General features: G+C 47.5%; 22 protein-coding genes. 19 read left to right on the top strand and 3 right to left on the bottom strand.

Going from position 1 to position 26,669, the window contains the following annotated elements; all coding sequences use genetic code 11:
- Window positions 1-3 precede the first annotated feature (3 nt).
- From ERX55_RS03620 to ERX55_RS03640, 5 genes are read left to right on the top strand one after another with little or no spacing between them, the layout of a single operon-like run.
- A complete protein-coding gene (locus ERX55_RS03620; protein WP_133451237.1) occupies window positions 4-762 on the top strand; it encodes a dihydroorotate dehydrogenase electron transfer subunit in 759 nt (252 codons plus the stop codon).
- Window positions 759-1,688: a dihydroorotate dehydrogenase gene (locus ERX55_RS03625; RefSeq protein ID WP_133451238.1), complete on the top strand. Its 930-nt coding sequence runs from the start codon at window positions 759-761 to the stop codon at window positions 1,686-1,688. The genes ERX55_RS03620 and ERX55_RS03625 overlap by 4 nt, the downstream gene beginning before the upstream one ends.
- On the top strand, window positions 1,678-2,376 hold the full coding sequence (gene pyrF, locus ERX55_RS03630) for an orotidine-5'-phosphate decarboxylase (RefSeq protein WP_133451239.1): 699 nt from the start codon (window positions 1,678-1,680) through the stop codon (window positions 2,374-2,376). The genes ERX55_RS03625 and pyrF overlap by 11 nt, the downstream gene beginning before the upstream one ends.
- Complete coding sequence (gene pyrE / locus ERX55_RS03635; RefSeq protein WP_133451240.1) at window positions 2,370-2,981, top strand: orotate phosphoribosyltransferase; 612 nt, start codon at window positions 2,370-2,372, stop codon at window positions 2,979-2,981. Before pyrF ends, pyrE begins: the two co-directional genes overlap by 7 nt.
- Before the next feature lie 60 nt (window positions 2,982-3,041).
- Window positions 3,042-3,737, top strand: a complete 696-nt coding sequence (locus ERX55_RS03640) for a hypothetical protein (protein WP_133451241.1) — start codon at window positions 3,042-3,044, stop codon at window positions 3,735-3,737.
- Window positions 3,738-3,772: 35 nt separating this feature from the next.
- On the opposite strand, the gene ERX55_RS03645 is transcribed toward ERX55_RS03640, so the two are convergent.
- Entirely contained in the window at window positions 3,773-5,419 is a 1,647-nt protein-coding gene (locus ERX55_RS03645; RefSeq protein WP_133451242.1) for a phospho-sugar mutase, read from the bottom strand.
- A gap of 12 nt (window positions 5,420-5,431) precedes the next feature.
- A complete protein-coding gene (pulA, locus tag ERX55_RS03650) occupies window positions 5,432-7,468 on the bottom strand; it encodes a type I pullulanase (RefSeq protein ID WP_133451243.1) in 2,037 nt (678 codons plus the stop codon).
- Between the two features lie 191 nt (window positions 7,469-7,659).
- Between pulA and glgB the strand changes: the two genes are divergently transcribed.
- Genes glgB through ERX55_RS03680 form a run of 6 tightly spaced genes read left to right on the top strand, consistent with a single transcriptional unit; the run spans window position 7,660 to window position 16,107 of the window.
- On the top strand, window positions 7,660-9,603 hold the full coding sequence (glgB, locus tag ERX55_RS03655; protein ID WP_133451244.1) for a 1,4-alpha-glucan branching protein GlgB: 1,944 nt from the start codon (window positions 7,660-7,662) through the stop codon (window positions 9,601-9,603).
- Window positions 9,600-10,748, top strand: a complete 1,149-nt coding sequence (locus ERX55_RS03660; RefSeq protein WP_133451245.1) for a glucose-1-phosphate adenylyltransferase — start codon at window positions 9,600-9,602, stop codon at window positions 10,746-10,748. Before glgB ends, ERX55_RS03660 begins: the two co-directional genes overlap by 4 nt.
- Window positions 10,748-11,854: a glucose-1-phosphate adenylyltransferase subunit GlgD gene (gene glgD / locus ERX55_RS03665; protein WP_243721446.1), complete on the top strand. Its 1,107-nt coding sequence runs from the start codon at window positions 10,748-10,750 to the stop codon at window positions 11,852-11,854. Before ERX55_RS03660 ends, glgD begins: the two co-directional genes overlap by 1 nt.
- A 13-nt stretch (window positions 11,855-11,867) precedes the next feature.
- A complete protein-coding gene (locus tag ERX55_RS03670; RefSeq protein WP_133451246.1) occupies window positions 11,868-13,265 on the top strand; it encodes a glycogen synthase in 1,398 nt (465 codons plus the stop codon).
- 11 nt (window positions 13,266-13,276) lie between these two features.
- Window positions 13,277-15,679, top strand: coding sequence for a glycogen/starch/alpha-glucan phosphorylase (locus tag ERX55_RS03675; protein WP_133451247.1), 2,403 nt, complete (start codon window positions 13,277-13,279; stop codon window positions 15,677-15,679).
- 50 nt (window positions 15,680-15,729) lie between these two features.
- A complete protein-coding gene (locus tag ERX55_RS03680) occupies window positions 15,730-16,107 on the top strand; it encodes a YbaN family protein (protein ID WP_133451248.1) in 378 nt (125 codons plus the stop codon).
- A 427-nt stretch (window positions 16,108-16,534) separates the two neighbouring features.
- On the opposite strand, the gene ERX55_RS03685 is transcribed toward ERX55_RS03680, so the two are convergent.
- Window positions 16,535-18,196: an Rqc2 family fibronectin-binding protein gene (locus tag ERX55_RS03685; protein ID WP_133451249.1), complete on the bottom strand. Its 1,662-nt coding sequence runs from the start codon at window positions 18,194-18,196 to the stop codon at window positions 16,535-16,537.
- Window positions 18,197-18,326: 130 nt separating this feature from the next.
- Here ERX55_RS03685 and gmk point away from each other — a divergent pair, with 130 nt between their 5' ends.
- From gmk to rlmN, 8 genes are all read left to right on the top strand, one after another.
- Entirely contained in the window at window positions 18,327-18,950 is a 624-nt protein-coding gene (gene gmk / locus ERX55_RS03690; RefSeq protein WP_133451250.1) for a guanylate kinase, read from the top strand.
- Complete coding sequence (gene rpoZ, locus ERX55_RS03695; RefSeq protein WP_133451251.1) at window positions 18,950-19,144, top strand: DNA-directed RNA polymerase subunit omega; 195 nt, start codon at window positions 18,950-18,952, stop codon at window positions 19,142-19,144. The genes gmk and rpoZ overlap by 1 nt, the downstream gene beginning before the upstream one ends.
- Before the next feature lie 73 nt (window positions 19,145-19,217).
- On the top strand, window positions 19,218-20,408 hold the full coding sequence (gene coaBC / locus ERX55_RS03700; protein ID WP_133451252.1) for a bifunctional phosphopantothenoylcysteine decarboxylase/phosphopantothenate--cysteine ligase CoaBC: 1,191 nt from the start codon (window positions 19,218-19,220) through the stop codon (window positions 20,406-20,408).
- Window positions 20,398-22,776, top strand: a complete 2,379-nt coding sequence (priA, locus tag ERX55_RS03705; protein WP_133451253.1) for a primosomal protein N' — start codon at window positions 20,398-20,400, stop codon at window positions 22,774-22,776. Before coaBC ends, priA begins: the two co-directional genes overlap by 11 nt.
- 98 nt (window positions 22,777-22,874) lie before the next feature.
- Window positions 22,875-23,360: a peptide deformylase gene (gene def / locus ERX55_RS03710; protein ID WP_133451254.1), complete on the top strand. Its 486-nt coding sequence runs from the start codon at window positions 22,875-22,877 to the stop codon at window positions 23,358-23,360.
- Complete coding sequence (gene fmt, locus ERX55_RS03715) at window positions 23,353-24,279, top strand: methionyl-tRNA formyltransferase (protein WP_133451255.1); 927 nt, start codon at window positions 23,353-23,355, stop codon at window positions 24,277-24,279. Before def ends, fmt begins: the two co-directional genes overlap by 8 nt.
- Complete coding sequence (rsmB, locus tag ERX55_RS03720) at window positions 24,272-25,576, top strand: 16S rRNA (cytosine(967)-C(5))-methyltransferase RsmB (protein ID WP_133451256.1); 1,305 nt, start codon at window positions 24,272-24,274, stop codon at window positions 25,574-25,576. The genes fmt and rsmB overlap by 8 nt, the downstream gene beginning before the upstream one ends.
- Window positions 25,576-26,667: a dual-specificity RNA methyltransferase RlmN gene (rlmN, locus tag ERX55_RS03725; protein WP_133451257.1), complete on the top strand. Its 1,092-nt coding sequence runs from the start codon at window positions 25,576-25,578 to the stop codon at window positions 26,665-26,667. The genes rsmB and rlmN overlap by 1 nt, the downstream gene beginning before the upstream one ends.
- Window positions 26,668-26,669 lie beyond the last annotated feature (2 nt).

The following is a 26,669-nucleotide window of genomic DNA, read 5'->3' on the forward strand; positions in this document are numbered from 1 at the left end:
ATCATGCAGGAAAAAATGACGGTTGTCAGTCACAATCTGATTGCACGAAATATTTATGAACTGGTGATGCAAGGTGAAATCACGCGTAACATGCAGACACCTGGACAGTTTGTTCACATCAGAGTCGGAGATTCTTCTGAGTTTATGCTCAGAAGACCGATCTCTATCTGTGAGGTGGACCGCGAGAAGGCAACACTGACCTGTCTTTACCGTGCGGATGGTAAAGGGACAAAAGCTCTGGCTAAAGCTAAAGCAGGTGACGCAATCGATATTCTAGCACCCCTCGGCAACGGTTTCCCGGTGGCAGCAGCGAAAGAGACAGCGCTATTGATCGGTGGAGGAATTGGTGTGCCCCCTCTGTATGAACTCTCCAAACAGCTGAATAGCAGAGGCATCAGAACGATTCATGTGCTGGGCTTCAATTCTCAGGAAGATATCTTCTATGCGGACAAGTTTGCAGCACTCGGCGAGACCCATATCGCGACAGCGGACGGCAGTTACGGCACACAGGGCTTTGTAACAGATGTGATACGCGATCTGCCGCAAACATATGATACGTTCTACACTTGTGGTCCCATCGTCATGATCAAGGCGATTCAGGCGGCACTGCCGGATACTGAAGGTTACGTATCACTTGAAGAACGGATGGGCTGCGGCATCGGGGCATGTTATGCCTGTGTCTGCAAGGCCGACAATGAACATGGCTACGTCAAGATCTGTACCGATGGACCGGTCTTTAAGAAAGGAGAACTGGAACTATGAGACTGAACGTAAAACTGCCTGGCCTCGACTTAAAGAACCCGGTGATGCCGGCATCCGGCTGTTTCGCTTTCGGTCAGGAATATGCCCGGTTCATGGATTTAAATAACTTAGGGGCTATCATGATCAAAGCGGCCACCAAAGAACAGCGCTTCGGTAATCCGACACCGCGTGTAGCTGAGACATCGAGCGGTATGATCAATGCGATCGGCCTGCAGAATCCGGGGGTCCATCATATTATGGACCATGAACTCAAGTGGCTTGAACAATTCACGACACCGATCATCGCAAATGTAGCAGGTTCTACTGAGGAAGATTATGTCTATGTCGCAGAACATATCTCAAAGGCCCCGAATGTTCATGCGCTTGAACTGAACATCTCGTGTCCGAATGTCAAGGAAGGCGGCATTCAGTTCGGCACTGACCCCGTGACAGCTGCACGTCTGACACGTCGAGTAAAGGAAGTGTCGAGCGTTCCGGTATACGTCAAACTATCACCGAATGTCACAAACATCGTCCAGATGGCTCAGGCTGTCGCGCCTCACTGCGACGGCTTGACGATGATCAATACGCTCGTAGGTCTGCAGCTGAACAGCAGAACAGGCGCACCGATTATCGCCAATACGATCGGCGGCTTAAGTGGTCCGGCCATTAAGCCGGTCGCTATGCGCATGGTCTACGAAGTCCGTCAGCATCTGGATATTCCTATCATCGCAATGGGCGGCGTGACTTCAGCGCAGGACGTGATTGACTATATCTCTGTCGGGGCAGATGCGGTGGCTGTCGGGACCGCGAACTTCCAGAATCCGACGGTCTGTCAGGAGATCATTGATGAACTGCCGAGCCTGCTGGACACACTTGGCGTCCAGCATATACATGAGCTTAAAGGACGAACACTCAATATTCTGGGGGTAAAAAATGAACACTGATCCCATTATCGCATTAGACTTTAAAAATATGACAGAAGTACTGACTTTCCTGAAGCCCTTTGATGAACGGCTTTTTGTCAAGATCGGTATGGAACTCTATCTGCAGAACGGACCCGCAATTGTCAAGGAAGTCCGTGACCTCGGGCATGATATCTTCCTCGACCTGAAGCTGCATGATATCCCGAACACGGTGGGCCAGGCGATGAGAGGCCTTGCCGGCCTGGATATCCAGATGATCAACGTGCATGCGGCAGGTGGCAGTAAGATGATGAGAGCGGCACTGGACGGCCTGCAGCAAGGCGGCAGTCAGGCACAGCTTATCGCCGTCACTCAGCTGACAAGTACGTCAGAAGAGATGATGAATCAGGAGCAGGGTATTCCGGGAAGCATTAACGACAGTATTGTAAACTATGCACGCGTGACGCGCGATGCCGGACTTGCGGGAGTCGTCTGCTCAGCAAATGAAAGTGCTTTAATACGTGACGCGTTAGGTGAAGCGTTCCTGAAAGTGACGCCGGGTATTCGGACGCTGGAAGATGCACAAGGTGATCAAGTCAGAATCGCAACGCCTGAATTTGCCCGTCAGAATGGGTCGACCCATATTGTGGTCGGTCGCTCAATCACACAGGCGAGTGATCCGGTTGCGAAATATCATTCAATTAAGAAAGCGTGGGAACAAGGATGTTAAAGGAAGAGATTGCAAAACGTTTACTTGAAATTGAAGCAGTGTCACTGAGTCCGGACGAACCGTTCACATGGGCATCCGGTATCAAGAGTCCTATCTACTGTGACAACCGTCTGACGATGTCTTATCCGGAAGTGCGTGATGAAGTAGCTGAAGGACTCGTCACACTCATTAAAGAACATTTCTCTGATGTAGAAGTCATCGCAGGCACCGCTACTGCCGGGATTCCTCATGCGGCATTCGTGGCACAGAAAATGGCGCTGCCGATGAGCTATGTCCGTTCATCAAGCAAGAAGCATGGTAAAGGGAATCAGATTGAAGGACTTGTCAAACCGGGTCAGAAGGTGGTTGTCATCGAAGATCTGATCTCAACAGGGGGTTCTGCAATTGATGCAGCAGATGCACTTAAAGAACACGGCGCGGAAGTACTGGGTATTGTCGCGATTTTCAGCTATCAGCTTAACAAGGGGCAGGAGCGCCTGGCAGCAGCGGGTTATCCCTACTATACATTGAGCGATTTTGATTCACTGATCAAAGTTGCCGCTGATTTAAAAAGAATAAAAGAAGAGGATATCGCGACGTTAGTGGATTTCCGTGATAATCTTTAACCCTGAAACGACTCGTTTGTTGTATACTACAATAAACGAGTCGTTTTTTGGAGGTGACATATGAGCAAAAAATGGGATCACATCAATTCCTTTATTAAGGACACCACGCCCGCGAAAAGGGTAAGACAGTTTAATCAGCTGCCGGACAAGAAATCCAGCCTGAAGGCATTAGTGATCAGACCTGCAGCAGAGTTTGAGTATAAAATAGAGTCATTTCAGAGTTTTTTTAAATATACCTTGTCCAGGCCCCAGATTGTCGCAGATGATCAGACGAGCGGCAGATATTTCCTCTGGGCCCTGCTGAATCTCCTGCTCTATATTGTCATCCTCTTTTTCGTCGGTGCGGTCGGTGAGCAGTTTGACTGGCAGGAAGGACTGCAGTATGCCTTATCCGGACTTGTCTTTACACTTGTACTCATTATTTTCACATTCTTCACTCAGCTGATTTCAATCAACGCCAATATTACCATCTATAAGGTTTTTGTAGATATATTGAGCTATTACACATTGGTCTGTGTCTTCGGTTTCATCCAGTTCGGCTTTAAGCTGTTGTCATTGCCTTATAATCACGCGTTAGAAATCCTGACATTTCTAGTGGTGCTCAGTATTCCGACGCGACTCTTCATCTCCTATCATCAGGACCATAAATTTGAAGTGGATATCTTTAAGATGAACTTGTTACTACTCGTACTCATCGTCCTGTATATGATGTTCACACGCCATATCAGCTGGCTCAATTTCTTCAGCGGCATTTAAAAAGCACTTGACCATCGGGTCAAGTGCTTTTTTGCTCAGCTGAAAAACAGCTGGTTTATTTTTTCTGCAATGGTATCAATGTCATCAGTAATGAGCGAGACATATAGTTTGATCTTGGGCTCAGTACCTGAAGGTCTTAAAGCAATCCAGCCGTCCTCAAAGAAGAACTTAAGGACATCGGCCTGAGGAAGGTCAATAGTATGCACACCGTCCGCATCCACGCGCTCCTGCTTGAGATAATCTTCTGTTGCGATGACTTTTAGTCCGGCTATCTCGCTCGGGGCATTGTCCCGTGCTTCTGTCATGATGTTCTGGATCTTTTCTTTGCCGCTCTGCCCCTCAAGAGTATGGGCGAAGAGCTTCTCCTGATAGTGACCATAGTCACGGTAGAGGTCGTTCATCTGATCGACTAATGTTCTGCCTTCATTTTTCAGTTCGCTGGCCAGCTTGATGATTAACGGCACAATCTGGACTGCGTCCTTGTCACGCACGAATGGACTGGCCATATAACCGTAACTTTCCTCGTATCCGAAGATGTAGTGGTAACTGTTCTGCGCTTCAAATTCCGCGATTTTTTCTGCGATGAACTTGAAACCGGTCAGGACATCAAACATTCTGACGCCGTTGCGCTCTGCGATGACTTTTCCGAGCTCACTGGTCACAATCGATTTAACGGCAGCCCGGTCCGCCATCCCTTCTGTCTGGCCGATGCGGTAGTCAAGAAGCAGACTGCCGAGCTGATTGCCGTTGAAGTAATGGTAGTCGCCGTTATGCAGCGCTACGATCCCCATACGGTCAGCATCTGGATCCGTTGCAATCAGCAGATCGGCCTTTGTTGCTCTGCCGAGTTCGACTGCCATATCGAATGCATCATGGTCTTCAGGATTCGCCGATTTTACACTGGTGAAATCAGCGTCTGGCTGACATTGCGCTTTAACCAGCTCATAGTTCTTAAAACCGACCCCATCAAGAATTTCAGGTACAATCGGCACACTTGTGCCATGCAGGCTTGAGAAGACCACTTTCAGGTCGGACTTCGGCATGTCACCGATTAATTGGATGACCTCCTGTTTGTAATCCGTGACGACTGCCTCAGGAACAGGCACAATCAGGCCCGCTTCCTGCAGCTCTTCTTTACTTTTCACTGCGATATTCAGTTCATCTGCTATCTGGCTGATATACTGGCTGACTTTCTGCGAACCTTCAAGCGCAAGCTGACCGCCGTCTGGTCCGTAAATCTTGATACCGTTATATTCCGGCGGGTTATGACTTGCTGTGATCATCACACCTGCATCTGTCTGAAGATGGCGGACAGAATAGGAGAGTTCCGGTGTTGTATGATAACGGTCATAGATATAAGTTTTAATCCCATTTGAAGCGAGTACGATAGCTATCTCATCACAAAATTCCGGTGAGAGGTGACGTGTATCGTAAGCGATAACGACAGTAGGGGCCTGGGCGATTTCGTTGAGATACTGACTGAGTCCGAGTGCCACTTTCTGCACAGTGAAACGGTTCAGACGATTAGGCCCGAGACCCAGTTTCCCTCTGATCCCTGCTGTACCAAATGCAAGTGTACCTTCAAACCCTTCAGCCTGCTGTTCCGAAGAGAGTACGTTGAACTGAGAGTCAGAGATTAAACTTTGTGATAATTTTTCTTCCCATTGCTGTCTTGTTGGCATAATGAACGCTCCTTAGTCTAATGTTTTTCTAAGTACCAGACATTCAAAAGGCTTTAACGCGATCGATCCGGCAACTTCACCTGTTGAATGTGCATTACTGAGTTCTATATTAAATACCCCTGGTCTCGGCAGTTCAATCGTATGATTGAGGACAGTAGGATTGAAGAAAAGAATAAACTCATCATCCTTGTCAAAGAGAAGAATGCCGAGCACAGGGTCTGGTGCCTTGACTTCGATAATACGTGTCTGAATCGATAAAGCATCCTGAAGATGAAAGACTTCATAGGTTTTCTTCAGCTGAATGGCTTTTCTGATGATGTCGATATCTTCATTGTATTTCATGCGGCGGTTCCAATCAATGCGATTGATGAAATCGCTTAAATTATAGGTGTTGCCATGCCCGTACTTCGTTCTGTAAAATTCCTGACCGGCATGGATAAATGGAATCCCCTGGCTGAGAATGGTGAAAATAGTGGTCATCTGATGGAGTTTCAGCACATTGTCGGTATGCTGTCTTGATGGATAGCTCAGGCGGTCAAACAATGTATGATTATCATGAACCTCTGTATAGTTGATGGTCTGACCGACCGGTAGCCCGTAGTCCCCTTGAAAGAGTTTAAAAACCCGTTCCCTGAAACGTCCGCCACCATTGATATAACCGGTGTCAGCGATATCAAAATTATTCCCCTTTAATGTGTCCCTGAAGTAATCGTTGAAAAAATGAATGCGCGGCACGAGGTAGGCCTGGTCATGTGTGGTCTTCTGATCATCAGGGAGGGCGGTATTGAGATGCCAGCCTTCTCCGAGAATGAGCATATTCGGATTGATGGCCGTCAACTGGTCCTCAACTTGCTGCATCGTCTTGACATCAATCACGCCCATAAGATCAAAGCGGAAACCATCCACCTGAAAATTTTCCGCATAATAGACCAATGTGTCGAGAATAAACTGGCGGGCCATCTGTCGTTCGCTCGCGAAGTCATTGCCGACACCCGTCCCGTTACTGAGCGTTAAGTCAGGATAATAGCGGAAATAATAGCCCGGAACAAGACGTTCAAAAGAAGAAGAAGGCTGATGGAAGACATGATTAAAGACAACATCCAGGATGACGCCCATCTGCGCAGCATGATAATGCTGAACAAGGGACTTCAGTTCAACTATTCTTCTGACCGGATCTGCAGGATCAACAGAAAAACTGCCATCAGGTGTCTGAAAATACATCGGATCATAGCCCCAGTTATAGCTCGTCGTAAAATGGACGTCATCCACTTTGGCGAAATCATTGATAGGCAGCAGTTCGATATGGGTGATGCCGAGTGATTTCACATAATCAAAGCCGGTCGTATAGCCGTGTTTCGTCGTGGCTCCGGACAGCGTCATGGCCTCAAATTTCCCTTTCAGCTCGTCAGGGATGCCGCTGTTCGGATGCATCGAGAAGTCGCGCACATGGACTTCGTAGATAATACTATCTGCAGGAGGCAGAATAGGTCTTGCATGAAGAGAGAATCCAGACGGTGCGGCGTTCGGATCTACGACGACGCCGGCAGTGGAATTGACCGTCAGCCCTTTGGCGTATGGATCGACGACTTCATGATATTCGTGATTCACTTCAACGCCGTAGAAATAAACGGCACCGAGGTAATCGCCTGTCAGTGTCAGGGACCAGATGCCACCCTCATAGTTCATCGCATAGGGTTCTTGGTTGACGAATAGTGTCATCTTGCTGGCGACAGGGGACCAGACCTTGAAGGTCGTATGTTGACTTGTGTAAAGGGCGCCGTAATCATCCGGGCGTGCATAAAGCTGGTCAAATTCAGCCGTTCGGACGACTTGACCTGAGACAACCGGCAGGCGGACGTCTAAAAACTCGAGCCACCATGTGCGGTTGAGTGCAATAGGACTTGCTGCCGTGAATAAATAGTGCTCAGCGGTGACGGTTTTGATTTCCAGGGGTAACAGCTCGACATCACTTCTCAGATAGGCGGGCCCTTCGACAGGTTCCGCGTATTTTAAAGAGATCGTCGTCAAAGTGTCGATATAACCACGCATAAATTTAACAACCTCCTGCTAGGAATAGTTTCATTATAAGGATTTCAGCTGTTTTTTTCTCCTTATATGCTGTCAAAAAGACGATATTGTCTTAATTTTTGTAACATTCATAATTAATTAAAGAATTTCGCATTTATTTTGCTGTTAAAAGAGGGTATGGACTATAATGGAAGTAAAGTGACAGAGGGGAAATGATAAAGTTGCAACCTATTTCAGACTTAGATCAATATCTTTTTCATCAAGGGACGCACTATGAATCCTATCAGTTCCTGGGTGCCCATTATGACCAGGCAAGTGCAATGACCACCTTTACTGTCTGGGCGCCTCACGCACGCCAGGTCAGCTTAGGGCTTGATGCGAACAGCTGGACCGGCGCTGACTACCCGCTCATCCGGGTGACGGAGGCAGGATTGTGGCGCGCGGCGTTCAAGGTAGCCCCGGGGACCACATATAAGTATGTCATTGGTACGGATAAAGGCCGGCTGCTAAAAGCGGATCCTTATGCAAGATATGCGCAAAGAAGACCCCGTACCGCTTCCATCGTCGAAGCCCCTTCTACTTATCAGTGGCAGGATGCCGAGTGGATAGCAAGACGTGAGAGCAGTGATCATTTTAAATCACCCATTAATATATATGAGGTGCATTTAGGCACTTGGCGCAAACATGAAGCGGAGCAGGGCGGCCTCAGTGTAGATGACTATACAGACAAGACCTATTATACCTATAGAGAGATGGCAGCGGAGATGGTCCCATACATCAAGGAGATGGGCTACAGTCACGTCGAGATATTACCGGTGACAGAGCATCCATTTGATCTATCATGGGGCTATCAGGTGACCGGTTATTACGCACCGACCTCACGTTACGGTACACCAGATGACTTCAAGTATTTAGTCGACACCTTTCATCAGGCAGGCATCGGTGTCATCATGGACTGGGTACCCGCGCATTTCTGCAAGGATGACCACGGTCTCAGACAGTTCGACGGCCGGCCGCTATATGAACACCAGGATACTAAAAGGGCCGACAAAAAAGGTTGGGGCACGCTGACGTTTGATTATGGCCGTCCGGAGATTCAGAGCTTCCTGATCTCCAATGCCAACTACTGGCTGACAGAATTCCATCTGGACGGCTTGCGTGTGGACGCTGTACACAGTATGACGGACCTGAATTTTGAAAATCATACGCCGGACTCAAAAATCTATAACGAAGATGGCACCAGTATTCATAAAGAAGGCGTCGCATTTATCCAGAAATTAAACACAGTCGTTTTTAAATACCATCCGCATGCCCTTATGATGGCAGAAGATTCTTCTGATATGCCGATGATTACAGCGCCAGTCGACAGAGGCGGACTCGGCTTCAATTATAAATGGGATCTGGGCTTCATGCATGACACACTTGATTATTTCGAACTGCCGCAGGAAGCCCGTCGCTACCATCATCAGAACCTGACCTTCCCGATGATGTATCGCTATAACGAAAACTATATTCTGCCGTTTTCACATGATGAAGTCGTCCATGGCAAATTATCGATGCTTGATAAAATGCCTGGTGACCAGTGGCAGAAGTTTGCCAATTTACGCGCATTATACGGCTATCAGATGACGCAGCCGGGTAAGAAGCTGTTATTCATGGGGAGCGAGCTCGGTCTCTATTCTGAGTGGAAAGATAAAGAGCAGATTGACTGGTTTATTCTTAAATATCCTTATCATCATGGCATGCAGAAATATGTCCGCGCCCTTAATCATTTCTATCTCAGTCATCCGGCGTTATTCGCCGCTGATTTTGAGCCGGAGGGCTATCAATGGATAGACCCGGATAACAGTCAACAGTCTGTCATTACTTATATGCGTCGGAGTAAGGACGAAGAACTGATCATTGCCATCAATATGACTGGACAGGTGTACTATGATTTTGAAATTGGTGTGCCTGAAGATGCAGGATACAAAGAAATATTCAGCTCTGATGCAGAGGAATTCGGTGGCAGCAATCAGTTGGTATCAGACGAGCTTTTTGCAGTTAAGAGCGAGAAACAAGGGTATAAATATGTTATCAGAACGAAATTGCCACCGTTTGGTCTATCAGTTTACCAGCAGACGGCTCAAATCAAAAAAATGGGGGAATCCAGATGAGTACAGAAGTAGTAGGCATGTTATTAGCAGGAGGGAAAGGCACACGACTGGGACAGCTGACTAAGAATATCGCTAAACCCGCTGTGCCTTTCGGAGGTAAGTACAGAATTATTGATTTTACACTGAGCAATCTTTCCAATTCAGAAATTTCAACAGTAGGTGTACTGGTTCAGTATGCACCGCTACTTCTCAATCGTCATATCGGCATGGGTAAGCCTTGGGGCCTTGACCGTCAAGAAGGCGGGATTTCAGTGCTGGCGCCCTTCGCCAACCAGGAAGGTGCCTCATGGTTTGAAGGGACAGCGGATGCCATCACGAAGAACATTCACTTCATTGACCAATATGATCCGGAATATCTGCTGATCCTGTCAGGTGACCATATCTATCAGATGGATTATCAGCGCATGCTCGACTTCCATAAGGAAAAGCATGCAGATGCTACCATCTCAGTTATTGAAGTTCCACTGGAAGAAGCCTCACGTTTCGGAATCCTGAATACAGAAGAGGACTACAAAATCTATGAATTCGATGAAAAACCGGCAGTACCAAAGAACAACCTTGCATCAATGGGGATTTATATCTTCAACTGGAAACTGCTTCGGGAGTACTTAGTGGAAGACGAAAAGGATCCAAATTCAGAGCATGACTTTGGTAATGACATCATCCCTAAAATGCTCGACAATGGCAAACAGCTCTACGCTTATCGATTTGATGGCTACTGGAAGGATGTAGGGACGATCCAGTCGTACTGGGAAGCGAACATGGACTTACTGGAAGAGGATCTCGCACAGCTATTGAACAGCAAGACGTGGCCGACCTATTCACACGAACTGAACCTGCCTCCTCAATATATCGGTGCGGAAGCAGAGCTGAAGGACTCACTTATCTGTCCGGGTTCATTTATTTTCGGCAAAGTGAATCATTCTGTACTGTTCAGTGAAGTTGCCATCAGACAAGGGAGCCTGATTCAGGATGCTATCATTCAGCCGAGAACTGAAGTCGGTGAAAACTGTGTCATCAAGAAAGCGATCATCATGCATGACCTGATGATTCCGGATGGCGTCACAATTGACGGTTCAAATGAAGCGGAACCGATTGTAGTCGGTCCTGACAATATCGATGACTTTATCAAGGGAGGTAAATAATGATGCGTTCTTTAATGGGCTTAATTAACTTGGAAAATGAACATGACTTTCTGGAGGAGCTGACTTACTTCCGTAACGGTGCGAGTGTGCCTTTCGCTGGTCGGTATCGTCTTATTGACTTCAGTATCTCCAATATGGTGAACTCCGGAGTGGATGAACTGGCATTGTTTGTCAACCAGAAGTACCGTTCACTGCTTGACCATCTTGAAAACGGGGAAAACTTCGGACTGAACGACAAGCAGTCACGTTTTTTCGTGCTGCCGCCAGACTGGCATGACCCGACTGATATTTCTCGCGGGGATTTAAGACACTTCCATAACAACCGCGATTTCTTCAGCCGTTCTAAGGGCACAGATGTCATCATTTCCGGCTCCCAGTTTATAGCGAACGTCAACTATAAAGACGCTTTCAAATATCATGTGGAGACTGATGCTGATATCACATTGATCGGTGAGGTCGAAAACGAGCTGCAGGAGATGCATAGCCCGGTCCAGCGTATCAATGAAGAGAATGGCAGAGTGACTTTCCTGAATCATGACCAAAGTAATCCGCATCTTTTTACGGGTGTCTACATCATTAAGAAAGAGAAGTTAATGGATATCCTGAATTTCTGTATCGGTAATTATAAAGATAACTTCTTTATTCAAGGTATTCAGGAGCGGTTAGGTGAACTGGACGTGAGAGTCTATGATATCGATACACGTTCGTTCTACATCAGTTCACTTAAGACGTTCTATCACAGCAACCTGGCTATCCTGAATCCGGAGATCTACAAAGATATATTTATGCAGGAGTGCCGTGTCCGTACTAAGATCTCCAACCAGCCGCCAACTAAATATAAAGAAGACTGTACAGTGAAGAACTCTATCGTAGCGAATGGCTGTGTGATAGACGGCACGATTGAGAACAGCATTCTGTACCGCGGCGCTACTGTGGGTAAAGGAGCTGTCATCAAGAACTCCATTATCATGACGAACAGTAAAATCGGTGAAAATGTCGTGCTTGAGAATGTTATACTGGATAAAGACGTCACAATCAATGATGGCCAGCGCTTAGCGGGTTCGAATGATAAACCGTTTGTTGTGGCAAAACGTCAAACAATATAGAAGAGGTATAAAAATGAAAAAAGTATTGTTTGTAGCTTCTGAATGTACGCCATTCTTTAAATCGGGTGGACTTGCTGACGTGATCGGCAGTCTCCCGCAATATTTAAATGACACGGATGACTGTGAAGTCCGTGTCATTCTGCCGTTATACTCCGCCTTGAAGTCTGAATACCGTGCACTACTGACTGAAGTGATGATATTTGAGACGGAAGTAGGCTGGCGAAGACAATATACAGGTATTTACGAGATGATCTATGAGGGGGTCCACTATTACTTCATCGACAATGAGCAGTATTTCAAGCGTGACAATCTGTATGGCTATGAAGATGACGGCGAACGATTCGTCTACTTCTCGAATGCGGTTATCGAGTTCATCTACCGGGGCGACTTTAAACCTGATGTGCTCCATGGTCATGACTGGCAGGCGGGTGCAGCGGTTGCAATAGCTAAAATCAAGCAGCCGGTGCCCGGCATCCGGACCATCTTCACCATTCATAATATTCTCTATCAAGGCTGGATGGAGCATGCAGCATTCGGTGACCTGTTCAACCTGGATATCAGTCATTTCTCAGGGTTCGAATGGGGCGGCATGCTGAATTTAATGAAGGCAGGCATCTTCCATGCTGACAAAGTGACGACAGTCTCTCCGACTTACGCTGAAGAGATCAAGACCGCTCATTACGGTGAAGGATTAGAACCGATGCTCAATATGCGCAGCGGCGATCTTCTGGGTATCATCAATGGGCTGGATGTTGATGATTATAATTCGATGAAAGACTCAAATATAGATGTCCCGTTTAAAACATCTATCATCAAGAAACGCCAGAATAAGAAACGTCTGCAAAAAGAGTTTGGCCTGCCCGTTAAAGAGGTGCCGATGTATGCGATCATCACGCGCATGGTGGAACAGAAAGGCCTGCATTTGATCACGCATATTTTGGAGGAATTCATCCAGCAGGATGTGCAGGTGGTGATACTAGGTAACGGGCTGTACGAGTTCGAGTCCTACTTTAACTATTTAGCGGCTAAGTATCCGGATAAAGTCTATACTTACATCGGTTTCAGCGAAGCCTTATCGCGCCGGATCTATGCGGCAAGTGACTTCTTCATCATGCCATCACTCTTTGAGCCGTGCGGGCTGTCACAGCTGATCGCGCTCCAGTATAAAGCAATCCCGATTGTCCGTGAGACAGGGGGCCTCAAAGATACCGTGCTGCCTTTCAACATCTATACGGGTACGGGCACCGGTCTGACGTTTGCCAATTATAATGCCCATGAGCTGCTGGACCGGCTGAACTACTCTCTGACTATCTATCACGACACAGAACTTTACAAGAAGATATTCACTAATATTACGAAGGTCAACCATAGCTGGTCTCAATCTGCACACCAATATCTTGACATCTACTAAGGAGAATAAAAGTGAAGACATTTACTAAAGAGGAATTTCGTGAGCTGTTGGACAAGAAGGTTAGAGATAAAAGAACGAAGACACTGGAAGAGACGACAGATAAAGATCTATTCTATGCGATTGCCTCTATCATCAAGGATGCTATCAATGAGGCGAGTATTGACACTAAGCAGCGCTATATCCATGACAAGAAACGTCAGGTCTCCTATTTATCAATGGAATTTCTGATCGGCCGCTTAATTGAAAGCAACCTCATCAATACAGGCTTCAAGAAAGTCTGTGATGAAGTATTGATGGATTTAGGGCGTCAGCCGAGAGAGGTTTACGGAGAGGAGCAGGATGCTGGTCTCGGCAACGGCGGTCTTGGCCGCCTGGCTGCATGTTTTCTTGATTCCATTGCGAGTTTAGGATACGCGGGTCATGGCTTTGGCATCCGCTACCGCTATGGTCTGTTTGAACAGCGTATCGTGTCAGGCAGTCAGATCGAATTGCCGGATAACTGGCTCCGAGAAGTCTATCCGTGGGAGACACGGAAGACCGATGAGGCGATTGAAGTTAAGTTTGGCGGGGAAGTTGATTTTACGGTGGAAGATGATCAGTATATTTTCCATTACCGCGATCAGGAAGTCGTATTGGCTGTCCCTTATGATGTCGGGATTGCCGGCTATGAGAATGATGTGGTGAATACACTCAGATTATGGAGTGCTGAAGTACCTGAGAATGCCATCAGCCCTGATCAGCATAAGAATCAACTCGAATATATGCAGAGCGTAGAAAAGATCTCCGGCTTCCTTTATCCGGATGATTCGACAGAAGAAGGGCGTTTCCTGAGACTGAAACAACAGTATTTCCTGGTTTCTTCTACTATTCAGACCTTAATTCGCCGTTTCAAAACACAATATGACATGTCGATTGAACACTTCCATGAGAAGAATGTGATTCAGATCAATGATACCCATCCGACTTTCGGGATTCCTGAATTGATGCGTATTCTGATGGATGAGGAAGGATTAAGCTGGGACGAGGCGTGGACCATCACCACGCACACATTTGCTTATACCAATCATACCATCATGCAGGAGGCACTTGAGAAATGGCCAGTTGACATGGTCAAACGTGTCAGTCCGAGGATTTACATGATTATTCACGAGATCAATGAACGCTTCTGTCAGGAGGTCTATCTGCATCACGAGGAGCTGCGTGACCGCATCAGTGAGCTCTCAGTCATCAGCAATGACGTCATTCATATGAGCAAGCTTGCGATTGTCGGCAGCTATAGCGTCAATGGTGTCGCAGCACTGCATTCTGATATCATCAAAAACTATACGTTCCATGATTTCTACCGCTTAACGCCGGAGAAATTCAATAATAAGACCAATGGTATCACGCACCGTCGCTGGCTGATGGGCGCTAACCCGGGTCTCACTGAGCTGATTACGGATGCCATCGGGGACCACTGGATCAAGTCACCGGTAGAACTGAATCAGCTGCTTCGCTACCAGAATGATCAGGATTTCCTCGAGCGCTTAGCGGAAGTGAAACTGCAGAATAAGAAAGTCCTGCAGGATGTCATCTACAAGAAGACAGGTATAGAAGTGAATGAACATTCTATATTTGATGTTCAGGTCAAACGTCTGCATGAGTATAAGCGTCAGCTGCTTAATATTTTCCATGTGATTCATCTGTACAATGAAATCAAACGGAATCCTAAGCTGAAAATGGTGCCTCAGACCTTCATTTTCGGGGCAAAGGCAGCACCAAGCTACCATCTGGCGAAAGAAATTATTCGTCTGATTCATCTGGTGGGCAACTTAGTCAACGAGGACAAAGATGTAGCAGGTCGTATTAAAGTGGTCTTCCTTGAGAACTATAACGTCACATTAGCAGAATACATCATGCCAGCTGCTGAGATTTCTGAACAGATTTCGACAGCCTCTATGGAAGCTTCAGGTACCGGCAACATGAAGATGATGATGAACGGCGCGGTTACTTTAGGAACGATGGACGGGGCTAACGTTGAAATCGCGGAGCTGGTGGGTAAGGAGAACATCCTGATCTTCGGCCTGTCGAGTGAGGAAGTCATTCGCTATCAGAAAGAAGGCGGCTATCAGGCGAATGATCTCTACCGGACAGACGATCGCCTGAAGTCTATCTTGGACGGCTTAAAAGACGGCCGATACGCGAAAGGTGAGACATTCAGCGATATCTACTACCGTATCTTAAAGAATGACGATCCGTACTTTATCCTGAAGGATTTCACTTCATACCTAGAGACGCATATCAAAGCGGTGACACTGTATGAAGACAGTCAGACGTGGAATAAGATGAGTCTCGTGAATATTGCACAATCAGGCAAATTCTCAAGTGACCGGACGATAAATGAATACGCAACAGATATCTGGAAATTGATTTAATTGAGTGGAAGACAGTCTGCCGGCTGTCTTTTTTTGATAAGGAGGCAGATATGCGAATAGTTTTAATCTCAATGGGAATCGTGTCGACCCTGCTCGGTCTGATAGGTGTCATTCTGCCACTCTTGCCGACGACCCCGTTCCTGCTTCTCGCCGCCATCTGTTTTGCCAGAAGTTCAGACCGTTTTCATGACTGGCTGATCTCAACAAAAGTCTACCGCGCTTATGTGCTGGAGTTTCAGAGGAATAAAGGTTTCACTTTCAGACAGAAGCTGAAGATGCTACTGAGTCTTTACATCGTTGTCGGCTTTTCAATCTGGATGATAGAGCATCTGTATATCAGAATAGGCCTGATAATCATGGTCATTCTTCAGACCTTTGTTCTCTTTGCGTTTATCAGGACGCTGCCGGCAAGCAAAGACAATGGCTGACCGCAAGATGACTGAGTGATGAGAAGTGCCGGAAAGCTGAGTGATGAGCGACAAAAGGGATTTATCGCTCATAACTGCCATGAGAAGTGCCGGAAAGCTGAGATATGAGCGACAAAGTGGATTTATCGCTCATAACTGCCATAAGAAGTGCCGGAAAGCTGAGATATGAGCGACAAAGTGGATTTATCGCTCATAACTGCCATAAGAAGTGCCGGAAAGCTGAGATATGAGCGACAAAGTGGATTTATCGCTCATAACTGCCATGAGAAGTGCGGGAAAGCTGAGTTATGAGCGACAAAGTGGATTTATCGCTCATAACTGCCATAAGAAGTGCCGGAAAGCTGAGATATGAGCGACAAAGTGGATTTATCGCTCATAACTGCCATGTTAAAAAGACAAGACCGTGCAGTCCATGCACGGTCTTGTCTTATTTGACTCTCATCTGGTCGACAATCTGTTTTTCAGGGTCGACGTATATGGTTGACTGATCCGTATATGTCACGAATCCGGGCTTTGCACCACTTGGCTTATGCACATGTCTGATTAATGTATAGTCTACAGGGACACTGGCCGATTGACCGGCTTTTGAATAGTAAGCGGCAAGCATAGCTGCATCCATCAGGTCACTGTCACTCGGGTCTTTTTTCATGATGACGACATGGGAACCAGGTATATCCTTCGTATGGAACCATGTATAATCCTTACGTGCGACTTTGTGGGTCAGATAATCATTCTGCAGATTATTTTTTCCTACTAATATCTCGGTCCCTTCAGATGACTGATATTTTTCCAGGACGACTTTGTCCTTGCCTTTCATTTTCTGTTTTTGGCGCTTTCTGAGCAGGCCCTGTTCCATCAGTTCTGCACGCATCCCCTCGATATCTTCATAGGTGATATAGGAGAGCTGTCCTTCAAGGTTCTCAAGATAAGCGATCTCTTCTTCTGTCTCTTTGATCTGACTTGCTGCATGAACTTTACGTGTTTTCAGCTTGTTGTACTGCTTATAATAGTATTGCGCATTTTCTGCAGGTGACTTGCGCGGATTCAGAGGAATCGTGATGTTCTCATTTGTATAATAGTTGAATGCCTCAAATTCAGACATGCCGTTTTTCAGCTGATACATATTGGCGGTGATCAGTTCGCCGAAGAGCTGGACATCCTCCATTGTTCGGGTTTCTTCCAGTTCATTGACGAGCTTCTCCAGTTTTTTTCTGTCCTTGTGCAGCAGCTGTGTGATGTGGCGGCTGAGATCGATGCTGCGGGACTTGATGCGTTCACGTTCACCGCGTTCGTTGAAATAGTAGTCGAGTAACTCTGATAACGTCTCAAAGGTCTGATCAGGTGTACCCAGGGTCTCAAGCGGCATGAAGTAGAAGAATTCCTTGGGCGCCCGGTTATAGTAGACAGGCTGTACCTTTTCTGACTTGGCCATAAACTTCCTGAAGGCAGTATCGACGTCATCGTCCAGTGCGAGCAGTTCATCTATGGCGAGCGGACTGAATCCCTCGATAACGTTCAGGAGCTGGCGGCGGACAGGAGCCGTATCAAGAAAATCAGAGACCCGTTCCAGCGTATAAGGGTTGTGTTTAGTTGCTGTCGGCGGCTCCTCGTACTTGAAGCCGGGCATGATTGTCCGCGCGGCATTGGTATTCGGCGTCAGATGCTTCATGCTTTCTAAGATCTTACCCACGTCATCCGTTAATATCACATTGCTGTGCTTGCCCATCAGTTCGATGACAAGACGGCGCTTGACGGGATCACCGATCTCATCGGTATTGTCAATATCGATGAAGACAATGCGGTCATTCCCTTTTTGGCGGAAGCCTTTGATAATACCGCCTTCCAGATGTTTACGAAGTACGCGCAGAAACATCGGGGGTTCAAAAGGATTCGGCGCCTTATTATCTGTCAAGTGCAGCCGTGCAAAATTCGGATGCGCTGAAATCAGTAGCTGCTGATTTTTACGGTTCGCACGGACAGTCAGAATAATGGTCTGGTTGTCCGGCTGCGTTATTTTATTAATACGTCCTGAGACGAGGAATTGTAACTCTTCGAGCATCTTGCCCGTAAATAATCCATCAAATGCCATTTATTTCACCTCTATATGATATTTATTTAGTTTAACACTCGAAGCTAAGAATATAAAATGAAGCATGTATTTTTCAAAAAATATATGTTACTCTTATTAATAATCATTTAATTGTAGAAAGGTCGTAAAGATGGAAAACGAAAAAGGTTTATTAATTGTTCTATCGGGTCCTTCCGGCGTAGGAAAGGGCACTGTCAGGAAAGCAATATTTGATGACCCGGACACGGATTTCGAGTATTCTATATCTATGACAACACGGAATATGCGACCGGGGGAAGAAGACGGCCGTGATTATTTCTTTAAGAAACGAGAAGAATTTGAAGCGTTGATTGAGGCTGATGCATTCATCGAGTACGCTGAATATGTCGGTAACTACTACGGCACACCTGTGCAGTATGTCCGTGATACAATGGATGCGGGCAAAGATGTTTTCCTTGAGATCGAAGTGGAAGGTGCGAAACAAGTGCGCAAGAAATTCCCTGAGGCCCTCTTTATCTTCCTCGCGCCGCCATCACTTGCTCACCTTGAAGAAAGACTGATCGGCCGCGGCACGGAGTCCAAGGATGTGATTGCCTACCGCATCTCAGAAGCGCGTAAAGAAGTTGAGATGATGAATCTTTATGACTATGTCGTGGTCAACGATGAAATTGAGCAGGCGAAATCACAGATTCAGACCATCGTTGAAGCGGAACACTTAAAAAGAGAACGTATAGAAGCACGTTTCAGAAAAATGTTACTGGAGGTAAAAAAATAATGTTATATCCACCATTAGATAAAATCAAAGAAAATGTAAATTCAAAATACCTGGTCGTGACACTCGCGGCAAAACGTGCACGTGAACTTCAGGACAATCCTGATTCAAACTTACTGGAACGATATGTTTCATATAAACCGGTCGGACAGGCTCTGGAAGAAGTAGCTGCCGGTCGTATCCATGTAGAAGAATAAGTCGGCGATCGCCGGCTTTTTTGTTTGCAGAAGATTCATGTATAATAGTAGTACTATCAATGAGGAGGCCGTCATGAAGATCTTATTAAGTGTAACAGGGGGCATCGCCGCTTATAAGGCGATTGACCTGACCAGTAAACTCGTACAGCGTAACCATGAAGTGAAAGTCATGATGACACCGTCTGCGAGAGAATTTATCACACCTCTGCCGTTTCAGGCACTTAGCCGTCACGAAGTCCATAGCGATATCTTTGACGAGACAGAGCCGGACGTCATCAAACATATCGATCTGGCAGACTGGGCGGATATCAACATCATCGCACCGGCGACCGCTTCTACTATCGGTAAACTGGCACATGGCATCGCAGACAATATGGTGACGACTACGCTGATTGCATCGACCAAGCCGACATTCATCGCACCGGCGATGAACAGCAATATGTACAGCCACCCGGCTGTTCAGGAGAACATCCGGAAATTAAGTGCGATGGGATACCATTTTATCGATCCAGGCAGCGGTTTTCTGGCATGCGGTTATATCGCGAAAGGACGTATGTCTGAGCCGCTCGACATCATCAGGGCGGTCGAGGCGTTTCAAGTCGCAAAGCAGTACCAGAATGACTTAAAAGGGAAGAAGATACTGGTGACAGCGGGTCCGACGATTGAACGGATTGACGCTGTTCGATATTTGACGAACAATTCAAGCGGCCGCATGGGCTATGCAATTGCTGAAGCGGCACAGCTGCGCGGTGCGGATGTCACACTCGTCAGTGGTCCTGTTCAGCTGGAGGTACCGAACAATGTCCGTTTCATACAGGTGGAAAGTGCAGCTGAGATGTTTGACGCGGTGACGAAGCGCATGGACCAGGATATCATTATCAAGGCAGCAGCAGTCGCAGATTATACGACCGAAAGACAGCACGGCAAGATAAAGAAAAAAGACGAGGATCTGACGCTGACCCTGCAACGTACACAGGATATTCTGAAATATTTAGGCGAACGTAAGACGACTCAGTATCTGGCAGGATTCGCCGCAGAAACAGAGCAGGTGGAGATGTACGCGCGCGGTAAACTTGCCAAGAAAAATGCAGATGTCATCATCGCCAATAATGTCGGTGACTCGTCTATCGGCTTCAAATCAGACCAGAACGCGGTTGAGATGTTCTTCAGAAACGGCATGAGCCGTAAAATCGGGAAAATGCCGAAACGGGAGATGGCCCATGAAATACTGACAGCTATTAAGCAGGATATTCATGTACGCTAGAATTGTCGTCGATGTCAATGCGAAACGAGTCGACAGGCTGTTTGACTATGAGGTGCCCGAGCAGCTGAAGTCTGTTGTGCAGATCGGCATGCGGGTAGTCGTCCCGTTCGGACCGAGAAAGAGACAGGGCTATATCATCGAGCTGATGGATGAGGCGCATGAAAAAGAGCTTAAATCTATCCTGCATATCCAGGATATGACACCGGAGCTCAACAAGGAACTTATTGCCTTAAGTGAATGGATGCAGACGACGCATATCGCAAAAAGGATCGCCGTACTGGACATCATGCTGCCGCGTGCAGTGAAAGGCAAGTATCACAAAGTCTATCGTCTGGAGGAACCGGAGGAAATCAGTGATGAACTCTACACCCTTTTCAGAAAACAGCAGGTCCGTATCAGCTCGCTGTCTGCGGATGACATCCTCAAGCTGAAACCTTATGTTGAATCGGGTGTCATTACTGAAGATATAGAGGTCAATCAGCAGCAGCAGGTCAAGACACTTAAAGCGGTTGAACTGTGTGATATCAATGTGGAGCAGGCACTCGCGACCTTGCGCAGCGACAAGCAGAAGGACTGTCTTCTGTCACTTGCAGATGAAGGCAGACTGACTCTGAAGGAATTGAAGGCGCGTGACTTCTCAGCTGCTGTAGTATCAGGTCTTGAGAAGAAGGGGCTCATCAGAAAGATAGAGATAGAAGCTGCACGTGATCCGTTTGCGCACCGCACGGTCCATCCTGACGCCAAAAAGGTGCTTCTGACTGAGCAGCAGGCCGCCTATAACCGCATCAGACAATCCATCGATGACGAAGAACATCGCGTCTTCCTGCTGCACGGTATAACTGGAAGCGGGAAGACGGAAGTCTATCTGCAGACGATTGCGGATGTGCTGGCTCAGAATAAGACCGCCCTCATGCTGGTACCTGAAATTGCGCTGACACCGCAGATGGTGGAGCGTTTTAAAGCCCGCTTCGGCGATGAAGTCGCAGTCATGCACTCCGGGCTCAGCATCGGCGAGCGCTATGATGAGTGGCGCAAGATCAGAAGCGGTCAGGCACGGGTGTCTGTCGGCGCACGCTCCAGTGTCTTTGCACCGTTTGAAAATTTAGGCATCATCATTATTGATGAAGAGCATGAGGCAAGCTATAAGCAGGAAGATTATCCGAGGTATCATGCACGTGACGTGGCATTCTGGCGCGGCAGTTACCATAACTGTCCGGTTGTTCTAGGCAGTGCTACGCCGTCGCTTGAAAGCTATGCACGGGCGGAAAAAGGGGTCTATGAACTCCTGACCATCCAGACGAGAGCCAATCAGTTTCCGGTGCCTACTGTCCAGGTCGTCAATATGCGTGATGAGCTTGCTGCAGGCAACCGTTCGATGTTTTCGGCGGAACTGACCCGGGCCATCAACGACCGGATCCAAAAAGGTGAGCAGATCGTCCTGTTCCTGAACAGAAGAGGGCATGCACAGTTTCTTCTCTGCCGCGACTGCGGACATGTACCGAACTGTCCGAACTGTGATATCAGTCTGACTTATCATAAGGTGACAGACGAACTGAAATGTCATTACTGCGGACACAAGGAATATAAGCCGCTCACCTGTCCGAACTGTGAGAGTGAACACATCCGTGAGATGGGTGTCGGCACCCAGAAGGTGGAGGAACTCATCTATCAGCATTTTGAAGGGGCGAGGGTCATCCGGATGGATAATGATACGACCTCCCGTAAAGGCGCGCACGAGCAGCTGCTGACAAAATTCAAGAATCAGGAAGCGAATATTCTGCTCGGCACCCAGATGATAGCGAAGGGACTGGATTTCCCGAATATCACATTAGTCGGTGTGCTGAATGCTGATACCATGCTGAACCTCCCGGACTTCAGAAGCAGCGAGCGGACCTTCCAGCTGCTCACTCAAGTGGCCGGGCGCGCAGGCCGGGCTGATAAAGAGGGCCATGTCATCATTCAGACGTACAATCCTGAACATTACGCCGTGCAGTATGCTAAAAACAATGACTATGCGGGTTTCTACAAAGAAGAGATGACGTACCGGAAGATCGGCAAGTATCCGCCTTACTATTATTTGGTCAATCTGGTCTTCAGCCATGCAGAGATGAAGGAGGTGCTGCTTGAAAGTAAACACATTCACCAGACGTTGCTCCAGCACCTCTCGCCGTCCAGTTACGTGCTGGGGCCCGCCCCCTGCACCATCGCGCGCATCAATAATCAGTACCGCTTTCAAATCATCATTAAATTCAAAAGTGAGCCGGCACTTTTGGAGGCGCTCACCTACCTCGATGATCATTATTATGATAAGTTCGTTAAGAACAAGTTTTCCTTAAGCATCGATATCAATCCGCAGATGCTGATGTAAAGTTCCTTATTCCATGGAGTAAGGAACTTTTATTTGCTTACAGGGCAGTGATTCATTTATACTAATATGATGCATAAAAAAGAGTAGGAGGTCTCAAGATGACCGTAAAAAAACTGATTGACCAACATGATAGACTGCTGCACCGTGAAGTGAAGGATGTCACAAAGTTTGATGATTCGCTGCGCCAGCTGATCCTGGATCTGGAAGATACGATGTATGAGTCAGATGGCGTGGGTATCGCCGCTCCTCAGATCGGGGTGGATCTGAAAGTGGCTGTCGTGGATATGGAGGAGGACGGTATTCTTCAGCTGATTAATCCTGTGATCACCCATTATTCAGCAGAGACAGCTGTGGATATAGAAGGCTGCCTCAGCCTGCCGGATGTATTTGGCGAAGTACCGAGAAGTGTTAAAATAGAACTGACGGGTAACGATCTGAAAGGCAATACCGTTGAAATGACTGCTTTCGATGATATCGCCCGGGTCATTCAGCATGAGGTGGATCATTTATATGGTCATCTGTTCACAGAGAAGATGACACGGGAAGTCAGTCCTGAAGAACTGGAGGAGATGTATCATGACTAGCATTATTTTTATGGGGACGCCTGATTTCTCAGGCCCTATTTTAGAGGCAGTCGCAGCAGAGTACGAAGTCATCGCGGTGGTGACGCAGCCTGATAAACCTGTCGGCCGTAAAAAGGTGATGACGCCGCCGCCAGTCAAAGTGACTGCTGAAAAATTAGGCATCAAGGTCCTGCAGCCTGCGAGACTGACAGGTTCAGATGAACTGGCAGCAGTCATCGCCATGCAGCCCGACTTGATAGTGACAGCGGCATACGGTCAGCTGCTGCCGGAGGAACTGCTCGCGGCACCGCGGCTCGGCTGTATCAATGTGCACGCGAGCCTGCTGCCGAAGTATCGCGGCGGTGCGCCGATTCATTATGCCGTGATGAACGGTGAGAAGGAGACGGGGGTTTCAATCATGTATATGGTGAAGAAACTGGATGCAGGGGATGTCATCAGTCAGCGTGCCATTCCGATTGAAGAAGCAGATGATGTCGGCACTCAGCATGATAAGCTGTCGGCATTAGGTGTCGAGCTGTTGATGGAGACCCTCCCTGCGATTATCAGTGGCACCAATCAGCGGCTGCCTCAGGACGAGAGTCTTGTTACATTTGCTTCTAACATCAGCCGTGAAGATGAACGGGTGACATTCGACCGTACGACGCCAGAAGTCCATAACCATATTCGCGGCCTGTCACCCTGGCCGGTCGGCTATGCACAGCTGGAAGGACAGAATATGAAGCTCTGGTCAGCGCGCCGTGCAGCAGGTGACGGTCAACCAGGAGAGATTCTCGCGGCAGACAAAGAAGGCCTGCTGGTTGCGACATCTGACGGGGCCGTCCTGCTGACAGAGATACAGCCGGCGGGTAAGAAGCGGATGGCTGCAGGCGACTACGCTGCTGGCCGTAAAGACTTAATCGGGAAGGTGTTCAATGGATAAGAACGTCAGAATGGTCGCACTTGAAATTCTGGATGATGTCCTGACTGCAGGTGGCTACAGCAATTTGCTGATCAACGCTGCAATCAAGGAAGGAAAAGTAGAGGAGAAGGACCGTGCACTCCTGACTGAGCTCGTCTACGGTACGCTGCAGCATAAGCTGACGCTTGAATATTATATAGAGCCTTTTATTAAGGCGAACCTTAAAGGATGGATGAAACGCCTGCTGCTTATGAGCGTCTATCAGGCCGTCTATTTAACGAAGATTCCCGACCATGCCATCATCAATGAGGCGGTCGAGATCACTAAACGGAGAGGTTCTTATTCAGGTGCAAAGACCATCAACGCTATACTCCGTCACTTTCAGCGCAGTGAGTTGCGTTCATTTGCTGAAATCAAAGATGACCTGAAGCGTCTGAGCATTGAGACGAGTACACCGCTGTGGCTGGTCAAGCACTGGAAGACACATTTCGGTCTTGAAGTCACGCGCAGAATCTGTCTGAATCTGCTTGAACGGCCGGATACAAGTGTCCGTGTCAATACGACAAGAATCACGGTTGAGGATGCCATCACTCGTCTTAGAGCTGAAGGTTTTACAGTAAGACAGTCTGATGTCGTGCCGGAATGTCTGTTTATTGAGGGCCCGCCGATTGTGCAGACCCGCCTGTTCAAGGATGGCCTTGTCTCTGTACAGGATGCCTCCAGTATGCTGGTGGCCCATATCATGGACCCGGAACCGGGCGATCATATTCTGGATACATGCAGTGCCCCGGGCGGCAAGACCTGTCATATGGCAGAGAAACTGAATCAGACAGGCCATATCGATGCACATGATATACATGAGCACAAACTTGATCTGATTGAGTTCAATTTACGTAAGCTGCGTCTGGCGAATGTCGCTGTTTCACTTCACGATGCACGCGCACCGTTTGACAGACAATATGATAAGGTGCTGGTTGATGCACCGTGCAGCGGTCTAGGGGTTGCAAAGCGTAAGCCGGAGATTAAATATGAGAAGACTGCTAAAGATATCGACAACTTATGGCCGCTGCAGCTTGATATTCTGCGCAATGCCGCAGATGCTGTCAAGCCGGGCGGACTGATGATATACTCTACATGTACAATTGAACAGATGGAAAACGAAAATGTCGTCTATTCATTTATCAAAGAAAACAGAGATTTCGAAATAGAACCGATTGAACTTGCGGGTGAAACCCATCAGACCTTGCAGATTCTGCCGCATGATTTTAATGCCGATGGTTTCTTTATTGCGAAACTGAGAAGAAAGGATGTGTCTTAATGGCACTGCTCGAGAAAAAGAAAAATAAATTCATGCCTCAATTTGAGAAGCCGTCTATCTATTCACTGCAATTAGATGAATTGAAGGACTGGCTCGCTGACCACGGTCAGCAAAGCTTTCGCGCGAAGCAGATCTTTGACTGGCTTTACGTCAAACGCGTCACGTCATTCGAGGAGATGACGAACCTATCCAAGGATCTGCGTGACCAGCTCGAAGCGAATTTTGTGATGACCACACTTAAAACGGTTGTGAAACAGGAGAGTAAGGACGGCACGATCAAGTTCCTTTTTGAACTGCAGGATGGTTATACGATTGAAACGGTGCTGATGCGGCATGATTACGGCAACTCCGTCTGTGTCACCACGCAGGTCGGCTGCCGTATCGGTTGTACTTTCTGCGCCAGCACACTGGGCGGCTTAAAACGAAATCTAGAAGCAGGTGAGATCGTCGCGCAGGTGCTGAATGTGCAGATGGCACTGGATGCAACAGAGGAACGGGTCAGCCATGTCGTGATCATGGGTATCGGAGAACCGTTTGAGAACTACGATGAAATGATGGACTTCCTTAAAATCATCAATCATGACAACGGGCTGAATATCGGTGCGCGTCATATCACAGTCTCAACTTCAGGCGTAGTCCCGCGTATTTATGACTTTGCAGATGAAGAGCTGCAGATCAACTTCGCGCTAAGTCTTCACGCAGCAGACAATGATGTCAGATCCCGTCTGATGCCGATCAACCGTGCCTATAATCTCGACAAACTGATGCCGGCCATTGAATACTATACCGAGAAAACGGGCCGTCGTATCACATTTGAGTATGGCTTGTTCGGCGGGGTCAATGATCAGGTCCAGCATGCAAGGGAACTGGCTAAGCTCATCAAACATCTGAACTGTCATGTCAACCTGATACCCGTCAATCATGTGCCTGAAAGGGACTATGTCCGTACGTCCAAGGAGGACATCTTCAAGTTCGAGAAGGAACTGAAACGTAATGGCATCAACGCGACAATCAGACGTGAACATGGCTCTGATATTGACGCGGCATGTGGTCAGTTAAGAGCGAAAGAACGACAAGAAGAAACGAGGTAAAG

This window comes from Macrococcus bovicus (assembly GCF_004359575.1).
Taxonomy (GTDB): domain Bacteria; phylum Bacillota; class Bacilli; order Staphylococcales; family Staphylococcaceae; genus Macrococcus; species Macrococcus bovicus.

Excerpts from the sequence above, each read along its gene's own strand:
- ERX55_RS03620 (WP_133451237.1), top strand. The coding sequence starts at position 4 with ATGCAGGAAAAAATGACGGTTGTCAGTCACAATCTGATTGCACGAAAT.
- ERX55_RS03625 (WP_133451238.1), top strand. The coding sequence starts at position 759 with ATGAGACTGAACGTAAAACTGCCTGGCCTCGACTTAAAGAACCCGGTG.
- pyrF (WP_133451239.1), top strand. The coding sequence starts at position 1,678 with ATGAACACTGATCCCATTATCGCATTAGACTTTAAAAATATGACAGAA.
- pyrE (WP_133451240.1), top strand. The coding sequence starts at position 2,370 with ATGTTAAAGGAAGAGATTGCAAAACGTTTACTTGAAATTGAAGCAGTG.
- ERX55_RS03640 (WP_133451241.1), top strand. The coding sequence starts at position 3,042 with ATGAGCAAAAAATGGGATCACATCAATTCCTTTATTAAGGACACCACG.
- ERX55_RS03645 (WP_133451242.1), bottom strand. The coding sequence starts at position 5,419 with ATGCCAACAAGACAGCAATGGGAAGAAAAATTATCACAAAGTTTAATC.
- pulA (WP_133451243.1), bottom strand. The coding sequence starts at position 7,468 with ATGCGTGGTTATATCGACACTTTGACGACGATCTCTTTAAAATACGCG.
- glgB (WP_133451244.1), top strand. The coding sequence starts at position 7,660 with ATGATAAAGTTGCAACCTATTTCAGACTTAGATCAATATCTTTTTCAT.
- ERX55_RS03660 (WP_133451245.1), top strand. The coding sequence starts at position 9,600 with ATGAGTACAGAAGTAGTAGGCATGTTATTAGCAGGAGGGAAAGGCACA.
- glgD (WP_243721446.1), top strand. The coding sequence starts at position 10,748 with ATGATGCGTTCTTTAATGGGCTTAATTAACTTGGAAAATGAACATGAC.
- ERX55_RS03670 (WP_133451246.1), top strand. The coding sequence starts at position 11,868 with ATGAAAAAAGTATTGTTTGTAGCTTCTGAATGTACGCCATTCTTTAAA.
- ERX55_RS03680 (WP_133451248.1), top strand. The coding sequence starts at position 15,730 with ATGCGAATAGTTTTAATCTCAATGGGAATCGTGTCGACCCTGCTCGGT.
- ERX55_RS03685 (WP_133451249.1), bottom strand. The coding sequence starts at position 18,196 with ATGGCATTTGATGGATTATTTACGGGCAAGATGCTCGAAGAGTTACAA.
- gmk (WP_133451250.1), top strand. The coding sequence starts at position 18,327 with ATGGAAAACGAAAAAGGTTTATTAATTGTTCTATCGGGTCCTTCCGGC.
- rpoZ (WP_133451251.1), top strand. The coding sequence starts at position 18,950 with ATGTTATATCCACCATTAGATAAAATCAAAGAAAATGTAAATTCAAAA.
- coaBC (WP_133451252.1), top strand. The coding sequence starts at position 19,218 with ATGAAGATCTTATTAAGTGTAACAGGGGGCATCGCCGCTTATAAGGCG.
- priA (WP_133451253.1), top strand. The coding sequence starts at position 20,398 with ATGTACGCTAGAATTGTCGTCGATGTCAATGCGAAACGAGTCGACAGG.
- def (WP_133451254.1), top strand. The coding sequence starts at position 22,875 with ATGACCGTAAAAAAACTGATTGACCAACATGATAGACTGCTGCACCGT.
- fmt (WP_133451255.1), top strand. The coding sequence starts at position 23,353 with ATGACTAGCATTATTTTTATGGGGACGCCTGATTTCTCAGGCCCTATT.
- rsmB (WP_133451256.1), top strand. The coding sequence starts at position 24,272 with ATGGATAAGAACGTCAGAATGGTCGCACTTGAAATTCTGGATGATGTC.
- rlmN (WP_133451257.1), top strand. The coding sequence starts at position 25,576 with ATGGCACTGCTCGAGAAAAAGAAAAATAAATTCATGCCTCAATTTGAG.